Annotated in this window: 10 protein-coding genes; 7 read left to right on the top strand and 3 right to left on the bottom strand. The window is 46.7% G+C overall.

Features of this window, described 5'->3' with window-relative positions:
* Window positions 1-571: 571 nt before the first annotated feature.
* The 3 genes from QUA71_RS19605 to QUA71_RS19615 all read left to right on the top strand — a co-directional run bounded on the left by QUA71_RS19605 (window position 572) and on the right by QUA71_RS19615 (window position 7,409).
* Window positions 572-1,981 carry an adenylate/guanylate cyclase domain-containing protein gene (locus QUA71_RS19605; protein ID WP_333287506.1) on the top strand — a complete coding sequence of 470 codons (1,410 nt, stop codon included), beginning with the start codon at window positions 572-574 and terminating at the stop codon, window positions 1,979-1,981.
* A 225-nt stretch (window positions 1,982-2,206) separates the two neighbouring features.
* Complete coding sequence (locus QUA71_RS19610; protein WP_333287508.1) at window positions 2,207-6,427, top strand: chemotaxis protein CheB; 4,221 nt, start codon at window positions 2,207-2,209, stop codon at window positions 6,425-6,427.
* Window positions 6,428-6,668: 241 nt separating this feature from the next.
* The gene (locus QUA71_RS19615; RefSeq protein ID WP_333287510.1) at window positions 6,669-7,409 is read left to right on the top strand and encodes an HAD family hydrolase; all 741 of its coding nucleotides are present in this window, start codon (window positions 6,669-6,671) and stop codon (window positions 7,407-7,409) included.
* Between the two features lie 348 nt (window positions 7,410-7,757).
* On the opposite strand, the gene QUA71_RS19620 is transcribed toward QUA71_RS19615, so the two are convergent.
* Both QUA71_RS19620 and tsaD read right to left on the bottom strand, forming a co-directional pair.
* Window positions 7,758-8,246, bottom strand: coding sequence for an N-acetyltransferase family protein (locus QUA71_RS19620; RefSeq protein ID WP_333287512.1), 489 nt, complete (start codon window positions 8,244-8,246; stop codon window positions 7,758-7,760).
* 81 nt (window positions 8,247-8,327) lie between these two features.
* Window positions 8,328-9,401 (bottom strand): tRNA (adenosine(37)-N6)-threonylcarbamoyltransferase complex transferase subunit TsaD, encoded by a 1,074-nt coding sequence (gene tsaD / locus QUA71_RS19625; RefSeq protein ID WP_333214798.1) that lies wholly within the window; start codon window positions 9,399-9,401, stop codon window positions 8,328-8,330.
* 330 nt (window positions 9,402-9,731) lie between these two features.
* Between tsaD and QUA71_RS19630 the strand changes: the two genes are divergently transcribed.
* The 4 genes from QUA71_RS19630 (at window position 9,732) to ilvN (ending at window position 12,407) form a co-directional block, all read left to right on the top strand.
* A complete protein-coding gene (locus QUA71_RS19630) occupies window positions 9,732-10,220 on the top strand; it encodes a Photosystem I reaction center subunit III (RefSeq protein WP_333214796.1) in 489 nt (162 codons plus the stop codon).
* 117 nt (window positions 10,221-10,337) lie between these two features.
* The gene (gene psaJ / locus QUA71_RS19635; RefSeq protein WP_106151078.1) at window positions 10,338-10,466 is read left to right on the top strand and encodes a photosystem I reaction center subunit IX; all 129 of its coding nucleotides are present in this window, start codon (window positions 10,338-10,340) and stop codon (window positions 10,464-10,466) included.
* A 259-nt stretch (window positions 10,467-10,725) separates the two neighbouring features.
* Window positions 10,726-11,538, top strand: a complete 813-nt coding sequence (locus QUA71_RS19640; RefSeq protein ID WP_333287515.1) for a carbon-nitrogen hydrolase family protein — start codon at window positions 10,726-10,728, stop codon at window positions 11,536-11,538.
* A 350-nt stretch (window positions 11,539-11,888) separates the two neighbouring features.
* Entirely contained in the window at window positions 11,889-12,407 is a 519-nt protein-coding gene (gene ilvN / locus QUA71_RS19645; protein ID WP_039887977.1) for an acetolactate synthase small subunit, read from the top strand.
* Between the two features lie 183 nt (window positions 12,408-12,590).
* Here ilvN and QUA71_RS19650 read toward each other — a convergent pair whose 3' ends face one another.
* The gene (locus tag QUA71_RS19650; RefSeq protein WP_333287518.1) at window positions 12,591-16,136 is read right to left on the bottom strand and encodes an EAL domain-containing protein; all 3,546 of its coding nucleotides are present in this window, start codon (window positions 16,134-16,136) and stop codon (window positions 12,591-12,593) included.
* Window positions 16,137-16,149 lie beyond the last annotated feature (13 nt).

A 16,149-nucleotide genomic window follows, 5' to 3' on the forward strand; every position in this document is an offset into this window, starting at 1 on the left:
TTATTTAATCTAAAATCTAATATCATTTCCGGTTACACCGGAAGGATGTTGACGGTTGACGGTTGACTGTTCACGGCGTCAACCGTCAACAGTCAACCGTCAACAGTGAACTCGAATTTACTATTCCGATGCTAACGGATTTGATATAAAATCTAAAATCGATTGACTGTTGACGGGCGGGTCGCAAAACTGAATGGTTGAGTGTTAACTGTTGACTCGATTTTATTATTCCGATGCCACCGGAAACGATATTAGTCGCTGCTGGGCGGTTGACAATTCCCAATTCCCAATTCCCAATTCCCAATTCCCAATTCTTAATTACCGAGATTTAAGATATTTCTGTAGACCGATGCAGCGATCGCACTTTGAATTAAAACAAATGACAGCGCGCTCAATCTGCCTAAATAGGCATGGCCTTCATGGTGCTAATTTGTTAAGATTTATCAAGGGCAGAGAAATCCGCACAGGTGCAAACTCATCAAAATTCTCACGCCAGAACCAACCAGACGAGCAAAGTATACAACAAAATTATTATAAATTTCTTGCCCTGAGGCTCAAAGGCAAGTGGATCATGAACATCGAACTATTAAAAGAAAAATTAGAACAGCTAAAAAAACGTCCCAATGCTAGCAAAGGAACGATCGACCAAATCGGAAATTGGTTAACCGGTTCCCACATTTTGCAGAGATTGAGAATTAATCCTTACTACGTAGCAGGGGATACAGTCAAGAATGTTAAAAAAATTACTTCCGAATTTCTGCACGGAGTGAAAGCCGGTGTCTTCGACTTGCATTGGGATATTCACTGCCCGCACTGCAATATGATTACAGACGAATTCAAGGATTTGGCAGACACATCAGAATTGTCTTTTTGCCCGATGTGCGAGCGCGAGTTTAAAATTGATTTGCTCGATCGCGTCGAGGTTACTTTTTCTCTAAACAAAGAAATCGAAGACCCGCAACTGCGACCCGTCTGCGCTCCCCCTCCCGTACTCCAGAGCAAACTGCAACTGGTAACGCCTTTATACTGCACTGAATCCGAGATAGTTACCTTAGAAAACGGTCGATATCGGTACTGCTGTCCCCTCACTTTAGCTAAAGGGATTTTAAAGGTTGAAGGCGAAAAAACAGAAGCCATACAAGAAATTCAACTCAAGCAGTTAGCCGGCCCAGATTTTGACAAAACAGAGCTAGCCGTGCGTCCGGGAAAAGTTAAGCTCGAACTAACTAATACCGATCACAATTTATCGGGGCTGATTTTGCATTCAGATGAATTGCCCCAGGAACTGAGATTAGAACAACTGCCCCTGCGGCTATCAGGAATCCACCTGCTTCATCACCCAGATTACAAGCGTTTGTTCGGCGATCAAGTAATCTCGGAAAGAGAGCGAGTCAAGATTCGGGCGATTACTATTATGTTTACCGATATTACCGGTTCTACCAGAATGTACGAAACGCTGGGAGATACTAAAGCTTACAATATTGTGCGCGATCATTTTGAAATTTTCTTTGAGTCGATCGAGAAAGTTGGCGGTAAAGTCATTAAAACCATCGGCGATGCCGTCATGGCTTCATTTATCAGCAACGAACAAGCAATTATGGCAGCCGCCGCTGCTGTGATCCGTTTCAGAGAGTACAATTTAACTCGCCCGCAAGCAGAGTGGATTCAAGTCAGAATTGGCATTCACCGAAATACGGCTTTACTCGTAAATCTTAATAACTCGCTAGACTATTTTGGTTCCACAGTCAACAAAGCCGCCCGCCTTCAAAATCTTTCTAAAAGTGGCGAAGTTTCGTTTTCCGAAGATGTTTACAGCGACCAAGCATTTTTAACAGCATTAAAAGCTGCTGGAGTGTCCGAAATTCAAAAACGTGTTGAAGATTTAAAGGGCATACAAGGCCCACAAGTCGCCTATACTGCTAGAATTAATACGGAATCAGTAATCGCGCTGTCTCCTACACTGGTAGCTGAAAGAAATTAAGTACGTAAGCAGATATACCTGGTTATTGCCAGTCTCTTCTTATAATCGCTACCAGAGTTCTTCGATCGCGCTCAGATAATGACCTCAACAGTGTAGATCATCCTTAATGGAGGTTCATAATGCCGATAACTTACGTAAGCTCTGACAAAAATAGTCGGAATTAATCAGCGGCATCCTTACCAGAGATGTTGGCCGCTCAATAACTGAAGTCGAGGACTTCTCATCATGACTTCTCCTCAATTATCTCTAGAAAATACACCCGAATCGATCGCAGCAGCCGCCCTCGACAGCGAAGAATCAGCCGTCACCGACGCCCCCTTTCCCATCGTTGGGATTGCCGCCTCAGCAGGAGGGTTGGAAGCATTCACGGGGTTACTCAGCCATTTAGCGATCGATACGGGTATGGCGTTTGTGCTGATTCAGCATTTAGCGCCCGATCACAAAAGCCTGCTCACCGAGATTCTCGCCAGAACGACGCAAATGCCTGTGAATGAGGTACAAGACGGCGTAGCTGTAGAGCCAAATCAAGTCTACGTTATTCCGCCCAACACCAAGATGGTGGTATGTAAAGGCTTGCTGCAACTATCCCCTCGCGAGAAGATTTATGGCAAATATATGCCGGGAGATGCCTTTTTTACATCATTGGCGCTCGATCGCGGCCACAAAGCAATCGCCGTAGTATTATCCGGGGGAGACGGAGACGGTTCAGAGGGGCTCAAGGCAATCAAAGCAGCCGGAGGCATGACTTTTGCTCAATCCCAAGACACGGCAAAATTCGATGGTATGCCGACTACCGCTGTTGCTACAGGGAATGTCGATTTTGTTATGACGCCGGAAAAAATTGCCGAGGAACTGGCAAACTATAGTCACAGTCCCCTTCTCACTGACCCGATTTCTCTAGCAAAAGTTGAAGAATCGAGCGAACCGGGAGATGCCCTGGCAACTATTTTTGCACTGCTGAAATCGACCACAGGCGTTGATTTTAGCCACTACAAACCCACCACGATCGCTCGACGCATCCAGCGGCGGATGGTATTGTACAAGCTGGAGAGCTTGGATGATTACGCCACACACCTTCAACAACATTCGGCTGAAGTCACAGCTTTGTATGAAGAAATCCTGATCCACGTTACCAGTTTCTTCCGCGATCCCGAAGCCTTTCAAAAGTTAAAAGAGGTGGTTTTCCCCACGATTACCCAAAATAAATCGGCAAATGCTCCGATTCGGATTTGGGTGGCGGGATGTTCCACAGGTGAAGAAGTTTATTCGATCGCCATTTGCTTGTTAGAGTTTTTGGGCGATCGAGTTATCCCGCCCCCGATCCAGATTTTTGCCACGGATATCAGCGAGGCGGCGATCGGCAAAGCCCGGTCTGGTTTCTACTTAGAAAACCAGATGGTAGACGTTTCACCAGAACGGCGTACTCGCTTCTTTATTCGCCCCGAAGCAGGAGGTGGTTATAGAATCCGCAAGGCCGTCCGCGAACTGTGTATATTTGCCCGACAAGACTTAGGCAGCGACCCGCCTTTTTCCAATCTCGATTTAGTTAGCTGTCGCAATGTGCTGATCTACTTGGGAGAGTCATTGCAAAAAAAAGTGATGCCGATTTTTCATTACAGTCTTAACCCAACAGGCTTTCTCCTGTTAGGCACTTCTGAGAGCACCGGAAAATTTTCATCATTATTTACTACAGTCGATAAAAAAAATAAAATTTATGCCAAAAAGTTGACCGCGACTCGTCCCACTTTTTCGTTTACCCCGAGTTCCTATCCCGTCGTTAAAGCTGCTCAACAACAGGAAATGAATGAAGAAACTTTGATAAATAGCTGGGACTTGCAGCGAGAAACTGAGCAACTGATTTTGAATCGCTATGCCCCAGCCAGTGTGCTTGTCAACGAGGAAATGAAAATCCTGCAAGTGCGGGGAGACATCGATCCTTACTTGAGAGTGGCAGCCGGAACGCCGGACTTAAACTTGCTGACAATGGCAAGGCCAGGCTTGCTTGTTGAGCTTCGCACCGCAATTTATCAGGCCCAGACGCAGAACGTAACCGTTAGGAAAGAAAGGGTTGTTGTTGAATCGGGCGGACGATCGACTATCGTCAATATTGAGGTGATGCCGTTCCAGCCGCACACCTTCACAGCACGCTATTTTTTACTGCTACTTGAAGAGGTTTTACCGCCAGTGCTCAATTTCCGCATCGTCACTTCTGAAAGCTGCGATCAAGATGATTTAGCTTCTGAAAATAAGTGCCTGAAGCAGGCACTTGCCACCGCTAACCAAGAAAAAACTGATGCTCAAGTGCACCTGCAATCGCTGATCCAGGATCAGGAAAATCTCAACCAAGACCTCAAAATTGCGAACGAAGAAATCCTATCGAGCAACGAGGAGTTGCAAAGCACCAACGAAGAATTAGAAACTGCCAAAGAAGAGATTCAAGCTACTAACGAGGAACTCACCACCACTAACGAGGAACTTCGCAGTCGAAATATTGAACAAAGCCTGGTCAATAACGATCTCACAAATTTGCTTGCTAGTATCAATATCCCTGTCTTAATGCTGGCCAACGATTTACAGATTCGACGCTTTACGCCAACGGCGCAGGCACTTTTTAATCTGATTCCCACAGATATTGGACGACCTTTTAGCGACATCCGATCGACTCTTGACGTTCCTGACTTGGAACAGATGATTTGGGAGGTGATTGATACTCTCCAGACACAAGAACAAGAAGTTCAAACTTTATCGGGATATTGGTACAATCTCCGCATTCGTCCCTACCGCACAACGGAAAACCAGATTGATGGTGTGGTGATGGTTTTGATCGATATTGATTCTCTAAAACGCAGTGCCCGAACCTTGGAGCAAGCCCGAAATTACGCTGAAATTATCGTGGAAACTGTGCAAACGCCTTTAGTCGCGCTCGATTCTAATTTCCGGGTGAATAAAGCAAATCGCTCGTTCTATGAAACGTTTCAGGTTTCATCCTCAGAAACAGCGCAATCTTCGCTGTTTGAGCTAGGAAACGGGCAGTGGAATATCCCCCAATTACGATCGATATTGGAAGATATTCTGGTTAGTGATATTCAGCTTCAAAACTTTGAGTTGGAGCACCTATTTGAGCAGATCGGGCCCAAAACCATGCTGCTTAATGCTTGTAAACTTCAACGAGAAGATGGAGCTTTAATGATTCTGTTGTCGATCGAGGATATCACTGAGCGCAAGCAGTTGGAGATACTACGAGCGCAGTTATTGGAGCATGAACAGTTTGCCCGCCAACAAGCAGAAAGTGCTAACCGTGCTAAAGATGAATTTCTCGCGAATCTCTCCCACGAGCTCCGCAATCCCCTGACTCCGATCCTGGGATGGGCACAAATCCTGCGCTCCGGCGTGCTTAAGGAAGCAGCGGCTAATCGCGCTCTAGAAGTGATCGAGCGCAGCGCTAGGACGCAATCTCAGTTAATCGAAGATCTCCTAGATATTGCCAGGATTACGAGCGGCAAGCTCGCTCTTGATAGCAGTTTGATGGATTTTGTTTTGGTGGTGCAAGCTGCGCTGGATGGGGTTCAATTATCAGCAGATGCCAAAAATATTCAACTTGTTTCGCAGTTGAGTTCTGCCAGTGTTTTAGGCGATGCTGATAGATTGCAACAAGTTGTGTGGAATCTTCTGTCTAATGCAATTAAGTTTACTCCGGCGGGAGGAGGAGTGGAAGTAACGCTGTCGGCGATCGAGAATTACGCTCAACTTCGAGTTAGCGACACGGGAAAAGGCATTCGGGCAGACTTTTTGCCGTATATTTTCGATCGTTTCCATCAAGGCGATTCCAGCAGCGTCAAGGGTAATAAAGGGCTAGGATTGGGTTTGTCGATCGTGTGTCATCTGGTAGAATTGCACGGAGGAACGGTGGAAGCGGATAGTCCGGGTGAGGGACAAGGAAGTACAATGACTCTGAAATTGCCGCTGGTAGCCTTGCCTCAAAAGTTGACATCGGCTATCAATTTAAAAACAATTGCTTTGGCTGCGCCTTTGAAGGCCTCTACCGATATTGTCCCCTCTCTCGAAGGCTTGCACGTTTTAGTTGTAGACGATCGGAGCGATACGCGCGAACTCTTAGCATTTGTGCTAGAAAGCTACGGGGCTGAGGTTTTGACGGTTGCATCTGGTAGAAGTGCGATCGCCGCTTTGAGTGAAAATCCCGGCAAATATGACGTGCTCATCTCTGATATCGGAATGCCAGAGGGAGATGGGTATTTCTTAATTCGAGAAGTGCGAACTCTTGCTGCAGAAGCCGGAGGAGAAATCCCAGCGGTTGCGCTGACTGCTTATGCGAGCGATAAAGAACGCGAAAGGGCGATCGAAGCGGGTTTTCAAACGCATATTTCCAAACCCGTGCAGCCCGTTCAACTAGCATTATTGGTTGCCAATTTAGCGGGACGATTTTAATTTATTGATTGTATGGACAAAACAATGTTGTGTCCTAAATTTGTAGGGACACAACAAGAGTCATCTCCAAAAAAGCCTGTTTTGAACAGGGAAGAGGGCTGTTCCACAATAATTATTGGAGATGTCTAATGTTGTATCAGGATTTTGTAGTAACACAACGATTGCGGGCAATTAAGAATTGCCAAAAATAGCGCAATATGGGAAAATAGAAAAAAATATAAAAATTACGGAGTTCAGATTCTTGGTAAATATTAAATGTCGGGGTATTACCTTCTCAAATATCGAAGCCGTAATCTTTGACAAAGACGGCACTCTAGAGGATTCTCAAGAATTTTTGAGACTGTTGGGGATTAAGCGATCGCGCCTTGCAGACGCTCAAATTCCGGGCGTTGGAGAGCCTTTACAAATGGCTTTCGGTATCGAAGGCGGCAGCATTGACCCCACGGGCTTGCTAGCAGTCGGTAGTCGCAGGGAAAATGAGATTGTTGCAGCAGGATACATCGCGGAAACCGGCAGGGGATGGCTGGAATCTTTAACTATTGCGCGCCGCGCTTTTGACGAAGCTGACGAAATGTTTAAAAATAGTGCTGTTTCTCCTTTATTTGTCGGCAGTTTGGAAGTGCTGAAATATCTTTCGGAAGCGGGTTTAAAACTGGGAATTCTTTCGGCGGCTACGACGGAGGTTGTGCATAAATTTGTGAAACACCACGCATTAGGTGACTACATTCAGTTAGAAATGGGAGTGGATTCAACGGTTCACAAACCCGATCCGAAATTGTTTTTGGAAGCTTGTGAGAAACTCGGAGTAAATGCCGCAGCAACTTTGATGGTGGGAGATTCAGCGGGCGATATTCAGATGGGTAAAAATGCGGGCGCGGCTGGGTGTATCGGGATTTGTTGGGGGAAGGCCCAGGTTAGTCATTTGGAAAATGCTGATGTGGCGATCGTATCTTTGGATGAAATTAAAATTTTAGCAGATTGAGGTAGAGGAACGGCAATGCCATTTCCTCCACATTAGGACACGGCATTGCCGTTTCCCTACAAATCAAGACACGGTGTTGTCGTTTCCTTCAAATTAGGACACTCCAAGAGCCCATTGGTGACAACTTAACGTACAACCGATAGTCCGGCAGGGGTTGAAACCCCTGCCTCAAAGCTAAAGTCCTCTTAAGAGGACTGAGAAGAAAAATTTAAGATTCATTAGTCCTCTTAAGAGGACTTTCGCTATTAGACAGGGAATTCATTCCCTGGCGGACTGACGGGCGGACGGAAGGATTGGGCGGACTGACAGTTTAAGTTGACACCAATTGGCATTGCGGTGTCCCTACAGCTAACAACGCAAACCGAGAATTACGACATCTCTTTCAACGCCGTCAAGTTCGGCAACTTGCGGCAGATATCCCCACCGCTGAAAGCCAAATTTTTCAAACAATCTTACACTCGGCTGATTGTGAGCAAAAATTATTCCTATGAGAGTTTTAAGCTTCAATTCTGGACTCCGCACAATTGCCGATTGCAATAAATTTTGTCCGATTCCGCAGCGTTGGCGATCGGGTGCGACGTAGATGCTAACTTCTGCTGTATGCTGATAGGCGGCGCGTCCGTAAAAAAGCTGAAAACTCAGCCAGCCAACAATATTTTGTTCTGATTCCATTACCAAAATCGGCCAGGAAGTGGGGCAGTGTTCTCTGTACCAAGGGAGGCGGCTTTCGACTGAGACTGGTTTTAAATCTGCTGTGGCCATTCTGCCCGGGATTGCTGCGTTATATATTCCGACAATTGCTGGCAAATCGCTGTCTTCTGCGTCGCGGATTTTCATCGTTGGGTTGACTATTGGCTGTTGGCTGTTGGCTGTTGACTGTTGACTGTTGACTGTTAACTAATGAGTAATGACTAATAACTAATGAGTATTGTACAGTTCCATAATATCGCTGAGGGCCATCCGCGAATTTGCTCCCAAAGTCAGCGGCGATGTGTGTCCTCGCTGCAAGTGTTCTGCCGCGGCACAGCCGATCATTGCTGCGTTGTCTGTACAATATTTTAACGGCGGAAACAATACTCGCAAGTTGTGTTTTGTGGCTGCTGCTTGTAAATTTTTTCGCAGTCCGCTGTTTGCTGCAACTCCGCCCCCCACTACAATAGTGGTAAGCCCAAAATTTACGGCGCAGTCGATCGCTCTTTTTGTTAAACCCTTGGCTACTGTTTCCTGAAAGCTGGCCGCAATATCATTAATTGTAGAGTCAGGCAAGATGCCTTCCGCACCCACATTGTTATTTTGTTTCTTGAGTTTCTGCACTAATTGCAAAACTGCGGTTTTCAAGCCGCTAAAACTGCTGTCGTAAGGATGGTAGCCCCCACCAGGCAAAGAAATTCTGCCTTCTGGTAGAGGGTATGCTTGGGGATTGCCAAGGGCGGCCAATTTGTCAATCAGCGGCCCGCCGGGATATCCTAGCTGCAACAGTCTCGCAACTTTATCAAAAGCTTCGCCGGCGGCGTCGTCGCGTGTGTGTCCTACAGTTTCATAAACGCCGCAATCTTTGACATAAATAAAGCTAGTGTGTCCCCCGGAAACTAACAAACACAAAAACGGTGGCTGCAAGTCGGGTTCGGTAAGGTAAGAAGCGTAGATGTGCCCTTCGAGGTGGTGGACGCCTAAAAAAGGTTTTTGATGGACTATTGCCAAGCTTTTCGCCGCTGTCAGCCCGACTAACAATGCACCTACTAAACCGGGGGCACAAGTCGCTGCAATGCCGTCAATTTCTGACCAACTGAGGTTTGCTTCACCGAGACACTGGGCAATTACCTGATTGAGCATTTCTAGGTGACTCCGCGAAGCCACTTCCGGTACTACCCCGCCAAACTGCTCGTGGATTTTAATTTGCGATGCTACAACATTGCTGCAAACTTGACGATTCTTAACAATTGCTGCTGCTGTTTCGTCACAACTTGTTTCGATTGCGAAAATGGTTGCCATTAACTGGTAATTTTATTTGATAGGTTAGTTATTGCTAGCTTAACTAATTCGGTGCAAGTCCCCCGCTCTACCTGTACTCAGGTTATTGTTAAGGGATTTTTGCCCGATCGACAGGTAAGGCCATCATCTGATGCAATGAAGGAATATCCTCGCGGTATTGCTAGCTCAGCATTGACCTATCAAAACGCGAATCCCTCACTCTATTGGGATTTGCCACATCAATGATGGATACTTTACACTGTCAACAAACACGGTAATCTGGGTTCCAGATTGGCAAGTTGAAATGCTTGTACAAAAACTTATTGTTTTGTAACAAAAGGAAACAATTCCATGCGACGATTGTTTGCTGCAATTTTAGTGTTGAGTGTCTGGTTCAGTTTTGCTCCAGTTGCTTCGGCTTACAATTTAGTGCCGTGCAAAGACTCTCCCGAATTCCAGGAACTGGCTAAAAATGCGCGTTCTACGAATGGCGACCCCGCATCTGCGAAAGCAAGATTCGATCGCTATTCTCAAGCTATGTGCGGCCCGGAAGGATACCCGCACTTAATCGTAGACGGCAACTTGAGCAGAGCAGGGGACTTTTTGATTCCTAGCATACTGTTCTTGTATATGGCAGGTTGGATTGGTTGGGTGGGCCGTTCTTATCTGCAAGTTACCAAAAAATCAGCAACACCAGAGGAAAAAGAGATTATTATCGACGTTCCTTTGGCCATCAAATGTATGCTGAGCGGCGTTTTATGGCCTCTGGCAGCTATCACATCAATCACCAGCGGTGAAATGTTTGCCAAGGAAGACGAAATTACTGTTTCCCCCCGCTAAAATTGGGAAATGGAGAAGAGCTAATAGCTAACAGTTAAGTAATTAACTGCAAATTAGCAATTAGGCGTAGACCGATCGGCAATTACCAACTGTCTCGAATTTTCAGGAGCAGAATTCATGCAATACTTTGTCAAGTTTCTTTCGACCGCACCAGTATTGGCTATCCTTTGGCTATCTATTCAAGGCGCGGCTTTAATTGAATTTAACCGCTTTTTCCCCGACCTGCTTTTCCATCCGATGCCTTAAGATTTGAGGGAAATTAGGTTGCAAAACCTAGGAGTTAAAAGTTGAGAGTTTTGATTTTTGAATTATGAGTTACAGGTTAATTTAAAACTCAAATATCAAAACTCTCAAACCATACCCGTTCATGCTAGACAGCGCATAAATAGGTAAAATCCAAGGATATCAACTATTTAGTTATCAAATTAGTTACCAATGACTAATGATTAATGACTAATGATTAATGACTAATGACTAAATGACTAATGACTAATATTGTGAATCGATGAAGTCTTATATCGCCGCAGCAATTCAAATGACTAGCTTGCCTGACCTGCAAAAAAATTTGGTTCAGGCAGAGGAATTAATCGACCTGGCAGTACGTCGGGGTGCGGAGTTAGTTTCCTTACCAGAAAATTTCTCGTTTATGGGAGAAGAGGAGGAAAAGATTGCTTCAGCAGAGGCGATCGGACTCCAAAGCGAAAAATTCCTCAAAACGATGGCCCAACGGTTCCAGGTAACGATTCTGGGCGGCGGATTTCCAGTGCCGACTGCAGGGGGGAAGGTATACAATACTTGTTTGCTGGTAGACCCAAACGGCACTGAAGTGGCAAGGTACAGAAAAGTACATTTGTTCGATGTGGATGTTCCCGACGGCATTACTTACAGGGAATCGAACACTGTGAAAGCTGGTGAAGATTTGCCGTCGGTTTATGTGTCGCCGGAGTTGGGGACGCTGGGACTTTCGGTGTGCTATGACGTGCGGTTCCCGGAAGTGTACAGGCATTTGTCGTACAAGGGGGCTGATATTTTGTTCGTGCCGGCGGCGTTTACTGCTTACACTGGCAAGGATCACTGGAAGGTTTTGTTGCAAGCTAGGGCGATCGAGAATACTTGTTATATGATTGCCCCTGCACAAACTGGCCGCCACTACGGCCGCCGTCAAACTCACGGTCACGCGATGATTATAGACCCTTGGGGTACGGTTTTGGCGGATGCTGGAGAGGAACCGGGTGTGGCGATCGCAGAAATTAATCCCGATCGACTAGAACAAGTCCGCCGCCAGATGCCGTCGCTGCAACACCGGGTTTTTATTTGAAGGAATTTTGAGATTAATTAATCTCAAAATTTCAGTCCCCGTCAACGATAAGACCTGAAAAGTTTTTATTCTAGCGAGGAATTGTGTCGGTTCGTACACAAAAAAACTTAGATCGGGTGGGTGCGATCGACAACAATAAGCGGGTGGGGGCGGATTTACGCCGATCGATGAGTGATATTGTCGATCGGACGTGACTCTGGCCCCGACAGCTTAATATATTGTTTTTTCCCGCAGATGAACGGCCAATAACTCGCGATAAAATATCTAATGCAGGTTCAATGGGCGTGCACTTCTGCTAAAAGGCGAATTGGCGAAAGTAGAATTGCACGAAAAGCGTCTTTTTGGGATAAATGAAACACACTCTTTCGGTTTTAGTTGAAGATGAAGCGGGTGTCCTCACTCGAATTGCTGGTTTGTTTGCCCGTCGGGGTTTTAATATTGAAAGTCTGGCCGTTGGCCCGGCGGAACAAGGGGGAGTGTCTCGGATTACGATGGTTGTACCGGGAGATGACCAAATTATCGAGCAGTTGACAAAGCAACTGTACAAGTTGATTAACGTGCTTAAAGTTCAGGATATAACGGAAATTCCCTGTGTGGAACGGGAGTTGATGCTGCTGAAAGTTAATGCTGCTAGCGGGACGCGATCGGAGATAATTGAGTTAGCTCAAATTTTTAGAGCGCGAGTTGTGGATATTGGTGATGATACGCTGACATTGGAAGTTGTGGGAGATCCCGGTAAAATGGTGGCGATCGTCCAGGTTCTGAATAGATTTGGGATTAAGGAAATTGCTCGTACTGGGAAAATTGCCCTGACGCGGGAGTCGGGGGTAAATACTGAGTTTCTCAAGTCTTTGGAAGCGAAACTTTAAGGAAGAAGGAAGAAGGAAGAAGGAAGAAGGAAGAAGGAAGAAGGAAGAAGGAAGAAGGAAGAAGGAAGAAGGAAGAATGTTTTAACTTCCAATTGCTAATTTCCAATTTCCAATTCCCGATTTCCTTTTCCCACTTTCCTTTTACCAATGACTACTAACTAATGACTAATGACTGATGACTAATTACCATTTAGGTTGACTTTCTATCAAAAGTGTGGCTGCCATGCTGTCTATCGGCTTTGAGAAAAAGTATCCTTGTCCGTATTCGCATTGCAGCGCTCTGAGTAAATTAAGCTGTTCGCTGGTTTCGATTCCTTCAGCAATTACATCCATACCTAAATGACTGGCTAAAATTAAAATTGTCTGTACGATGGCTTCGTTGCCTTCATCTTCAGTCATGCGGCTAACAAAAGCTCGATCAATTTTTAAAGCATCAGTTGGAAAAGTGTGCAGGCGGCTTAAAGAAGAATAGCCAGTGCCGAAATCGTCAATATATAATTGAATTTCTAATTTTTTCAATTCCGCGAGGATAGCGACTGCTGATTCGGCATTTTCCATGATGACGCCTTCAGTAATTTCTAACTTTAAACTGCGGGGGTCAAGCTGAGTTTCTTGTAAAATTTCGCGGATGCGATCGATTAAATCCGGTTGTTTAAATTGTTGGTTAGAAAGGTTGACGCTGACAGTCAGCGGCGGATTTGTTGGGAATTTTTCGTGCCACTCGTGGATCTGACGGCAAGCCGATCGCATCATCCACCAGCCCATAGGTATAATCAATCTAGTTTCTTCAGCTACTAAAATAAACTCGCCAGGAGATACGACACCCCGCTGCGGGTGATACCACCGCAGCAGCGCTTCAAAACCGCTGATTTTACCGCTGATTAGAGAGACGATGGGCTGATAGTAAAGCTGAAATTCCTGGGAGTCTAAAGCGCGTCGCAGGTCGTTTTCCAGTTGCAAAAGGGCGACGGCGCGAGTGTGCATACTTAAGTCAAAAACTTCGTGGCGAGCTTTGCCCAATCCCTTCGCATGATACATGGCAGCATCTGCATCTCGGAGCAGTTCTTCCGGTCGATCGTACAACATGGGTAAGGGGACAGGGGGAACAGGAGAGTCGGAAGATAAGCAAGACAAAGAAGTTTCCCGATCGATATTTCCCAGATTTTCGAGGCTCGACAGTTTGCTGGTTTCCCTTGGATACGTAGGAAAACCAGAACAAACAATCCCAATGCTAGCACTGGTAAAAACTTGATATTCGTTAAGGTAAAAAGGCTCTGCCAGTTCCGCTTGCACTCGTTCGGCAATCACGATCGCATCCTCGGTGCTTTTGATATTTTCCAGCAAAATAGCAAATTCGTCGCCGCCGAGACGGGCAACAGTATCTCCAGCCCGCAAACAGATTCCCAGGCGCTGGGCGATCGCGATCAGCAACCGATCGCCCACTAAATGCCCCAAACTGTCGTTAACAACCTTAAAGCGATCGAGATCGATAAACAGCACCGCAAACAAAATCTCGGGACGGCGTTTTGAAAGAGCGATCGCGTGCCCCAAGCGATCCATAAATAAAGCTCGGTTGGGCAAACCGGTTAGCATATCGTGCAAAGCATCGTGTACTAACTTATCTTCTGCTATTTTGCGGAGGGTAATATCTTCGACAGTGCCTTCGTAGTAAAGTAAATTTCCGTCAGGGTCGCGAACTGCCCGGCCGTTCTCGGAAACCCAGATAGTAGTGCCGTCAGCCCGGTAAACTTGGGACTCGAACTCAGACACAAAACCGTGTTTTTCGATCGCGCGCAAAAACTCGACCCGCCGGTTGGGATCGACGTAAAGTTGGCGGTCTATGTCTTGGATATTCGCGATCAATTCGGCGGCCGACTCGTAGCCGTAAATTCTCGCCAAAGCAGGGTTAGCGCTGAGGTAGCGTCCGTCGGGCGTTGTCTGAAAAATGCCTTCGATCGCATTTTCAAAGATACTGCGGTATTTCTCTTCCGCCTGTTGCAGCGCGAATTCTGCCTGCTTGCGATCGGTGATATCCGTCAACGTGACGAGATAGCCTAGAACTTCACCGCTTTTGGTCATTTCTGGCACTGCTTGCCAAAAGACCCAGGTTGTGAAGTCACCCTTGCAAAAACGGTACTCTAACTTACAGGGCAACTTGTCTGTGACAGCGCGATACCACTGGCTCAAAACACGCTCGCGGTCTTCCGGATGCACACTTTGTGCCCAACCTTCGCCTATTGCCTTTAGCGCAGTCAGTCCCGCCATCTCCAAAAATCGCTCATTGACGTACAAGCAATCTCCAGCAGCGTCGGCGCGGAAAATCCCCACCGGCAGTATTTTTGCCAAGGTGTAATAGCGGTATTCGCTTTCTAGCAGCGCGCTGGCTGCTACTTTAGTCTCTGTGATGTCAAACATTGCGCCTTGAAGAATGACAGACTTGCTTGCTTCATCGCGAACTGCGGTCGCTTGATCGCGGAACCAGACGACTCGACCGTTGCGGGCGATCGCGCGGTATTCTGAAACCAGCGACCCCTCGCAGAAGATATCTTCTCCATCAGTGAATTTCTGTGTGGCGTTTTCAACTAACACGCGGTCACGGTCTTCTGGGTGAACGAGTTTCAGCCACAGGTCGGGATCTGCTCTCCATTCAGCTACAGAATAACCTAGAAAAGTCTCGATTTGCGGGCTGATGTAAAGTTTGGCAGCCTTGCGGTTGAGGGGAGAAATGTAGGTGACAGCGGGCATTTGTTCTACCAGGGCGCAGTATTTCGCTTCTACAGTGGACAGTGCTGCTTCTAGGCGCTGCCGCTCTAATTCGGCGGCGGCCCGTCCGGCAAAGATGCTGAGAATTAATCGGAATTTGGCAAGATGTGCTTCGACCAGGGGTCGATCGTGAAAAATACAAATAATGCCTAAAGGTTCCCCGTAAGAGTTTTTCAGCAAGACTCCCAGGAAACTGCGCGCACCTGTAACTATCGGTCTGCGGTCTTCTGGAAAGGTTTCCCAGAGGTAGTCGGGACACGAATACATTCCCGCCTCCAGCACCCGCGCTTCGGGAGTATTGGCGGTGTCGCACTCAAAGTTTGGCTGCTGCTGTCCGTCGCTCCACAAACTGATAAGTTGCAATCTATTGGCCGCAGCATTGGTGCGTGCCTTCGACTTAATCGATTGGGCAGCGACGGCGGTGCGAACTCCTAGTGCTGAGGCTAAGTGGCCAACTAAGGCATCAAAGAATTCAGCTCCCCCCGGCGAATCAGTAGCTGCTAGGATTTCGCCCAGCAAATGTTCCTCTAATTGCTCCGAAGCAGTAACTTTGGGAGGATTTTCGGCATTCGGGCGATCGACATTTTCTCCCATCGAACCCGAAATGCCCAGACATAGGCTTTTGCAGGTTCCAGGCCCCACAATAGGCGAAGAATTCACACTTAGACGCTCTTGCTTGGCGAAGAATACAGCGCGGCCCCTACCTAAAACTTTACCCAAGAAGCTGTCAGTTGCCGGCCACAGATTTGAGTTCGGGAAAATCAAAAAGTTTTTCCGCATTTTCAATCCCGCAGATAAATCGTCGGGCTTTAATTCTGCCAACTGCCGTTGCTCTTGGGCTAGCGGTAGACTAGATGGCCTTCGGTGGCACTTGAGATAAATCGCCGACACCAAGGCTAAAGTCGCCGATAATCCCAGAAGATATGCAAGAATCTCAAAGTAAAAAAATAAATGTAGCTCGAACATCGATTAGCACCGC

The sequence above is a fragment of the Microcoleus sp. MON1_C5 genome (genome assembly GCF_036701875.1).
Taxonomy (GTDB): domain Bacteria; phylum Cyanobacteriota; class Cyanobacteriia; order Cyanobacteriales; family Microcoleaceae; genus Microcoleus.

Coding starts and splice junctions, on each gene's coding strand:
- QUA71_RS19640 (WP_333287515.1), top strand. CDS start 10,726: ATGAAGTCTTATATCGCCGCAGCAATTCAAATGACTAGCTTGCCTGAC.
- QUA71_RS19650 (WP_333287518.1), bottom strand. CDS start 16,136: ATGTTCGAGCTACATTTATTTTTTTACTTTGAGATTCTTGCATATCTT.
- QUA71_RS19610 (WP_333287508.1), top strand. CDS start 2,207: ATGACTTCTCCTCAATTATCTCTAGAAAATACACCCGAATCGATCGCA.
- QUA71_RS19630 (WP_333214796.1), top strand. CDS start 9,732: ATGCGACGATTGTTTGCTGCAATTTTAGTGTTGAGTGTCTGGTTCAGT.
- QUA71_RS19620 (WP_333287512.1), bottom strand. CDS start 8,246: ATGAAAATCCGCGACGCAGAAGACAGCGATTTGCCAGCAATTGTCGGA.
- ilvN (WP_039887977.1), top strand. CDS start 11,889: ATGAAACACACTCTTTCGGTTTTAGTTGAAGATGAAGCGGGTGTCCTC.
- QUA71_RS19605 (WP_333287506.1), top strand. CDS start 572: ATGAACATCGAACTATTAAAAGAAAAATTAGAACAGCTAAAAAAACGT.
- tsaD (WP_333214798.1), bottom strand. CDS start 9,401: ATGGCAACCATTTTCGCAATCGAAACAAGTTGTGACGAAACAGCAGCA.
- psaJ (WP_106151078.1), top strand. CDS start 10,338: ATGCAATACTTTGTCAAGTTTCTTTCGACCGCACCAGTATTGGCTATC.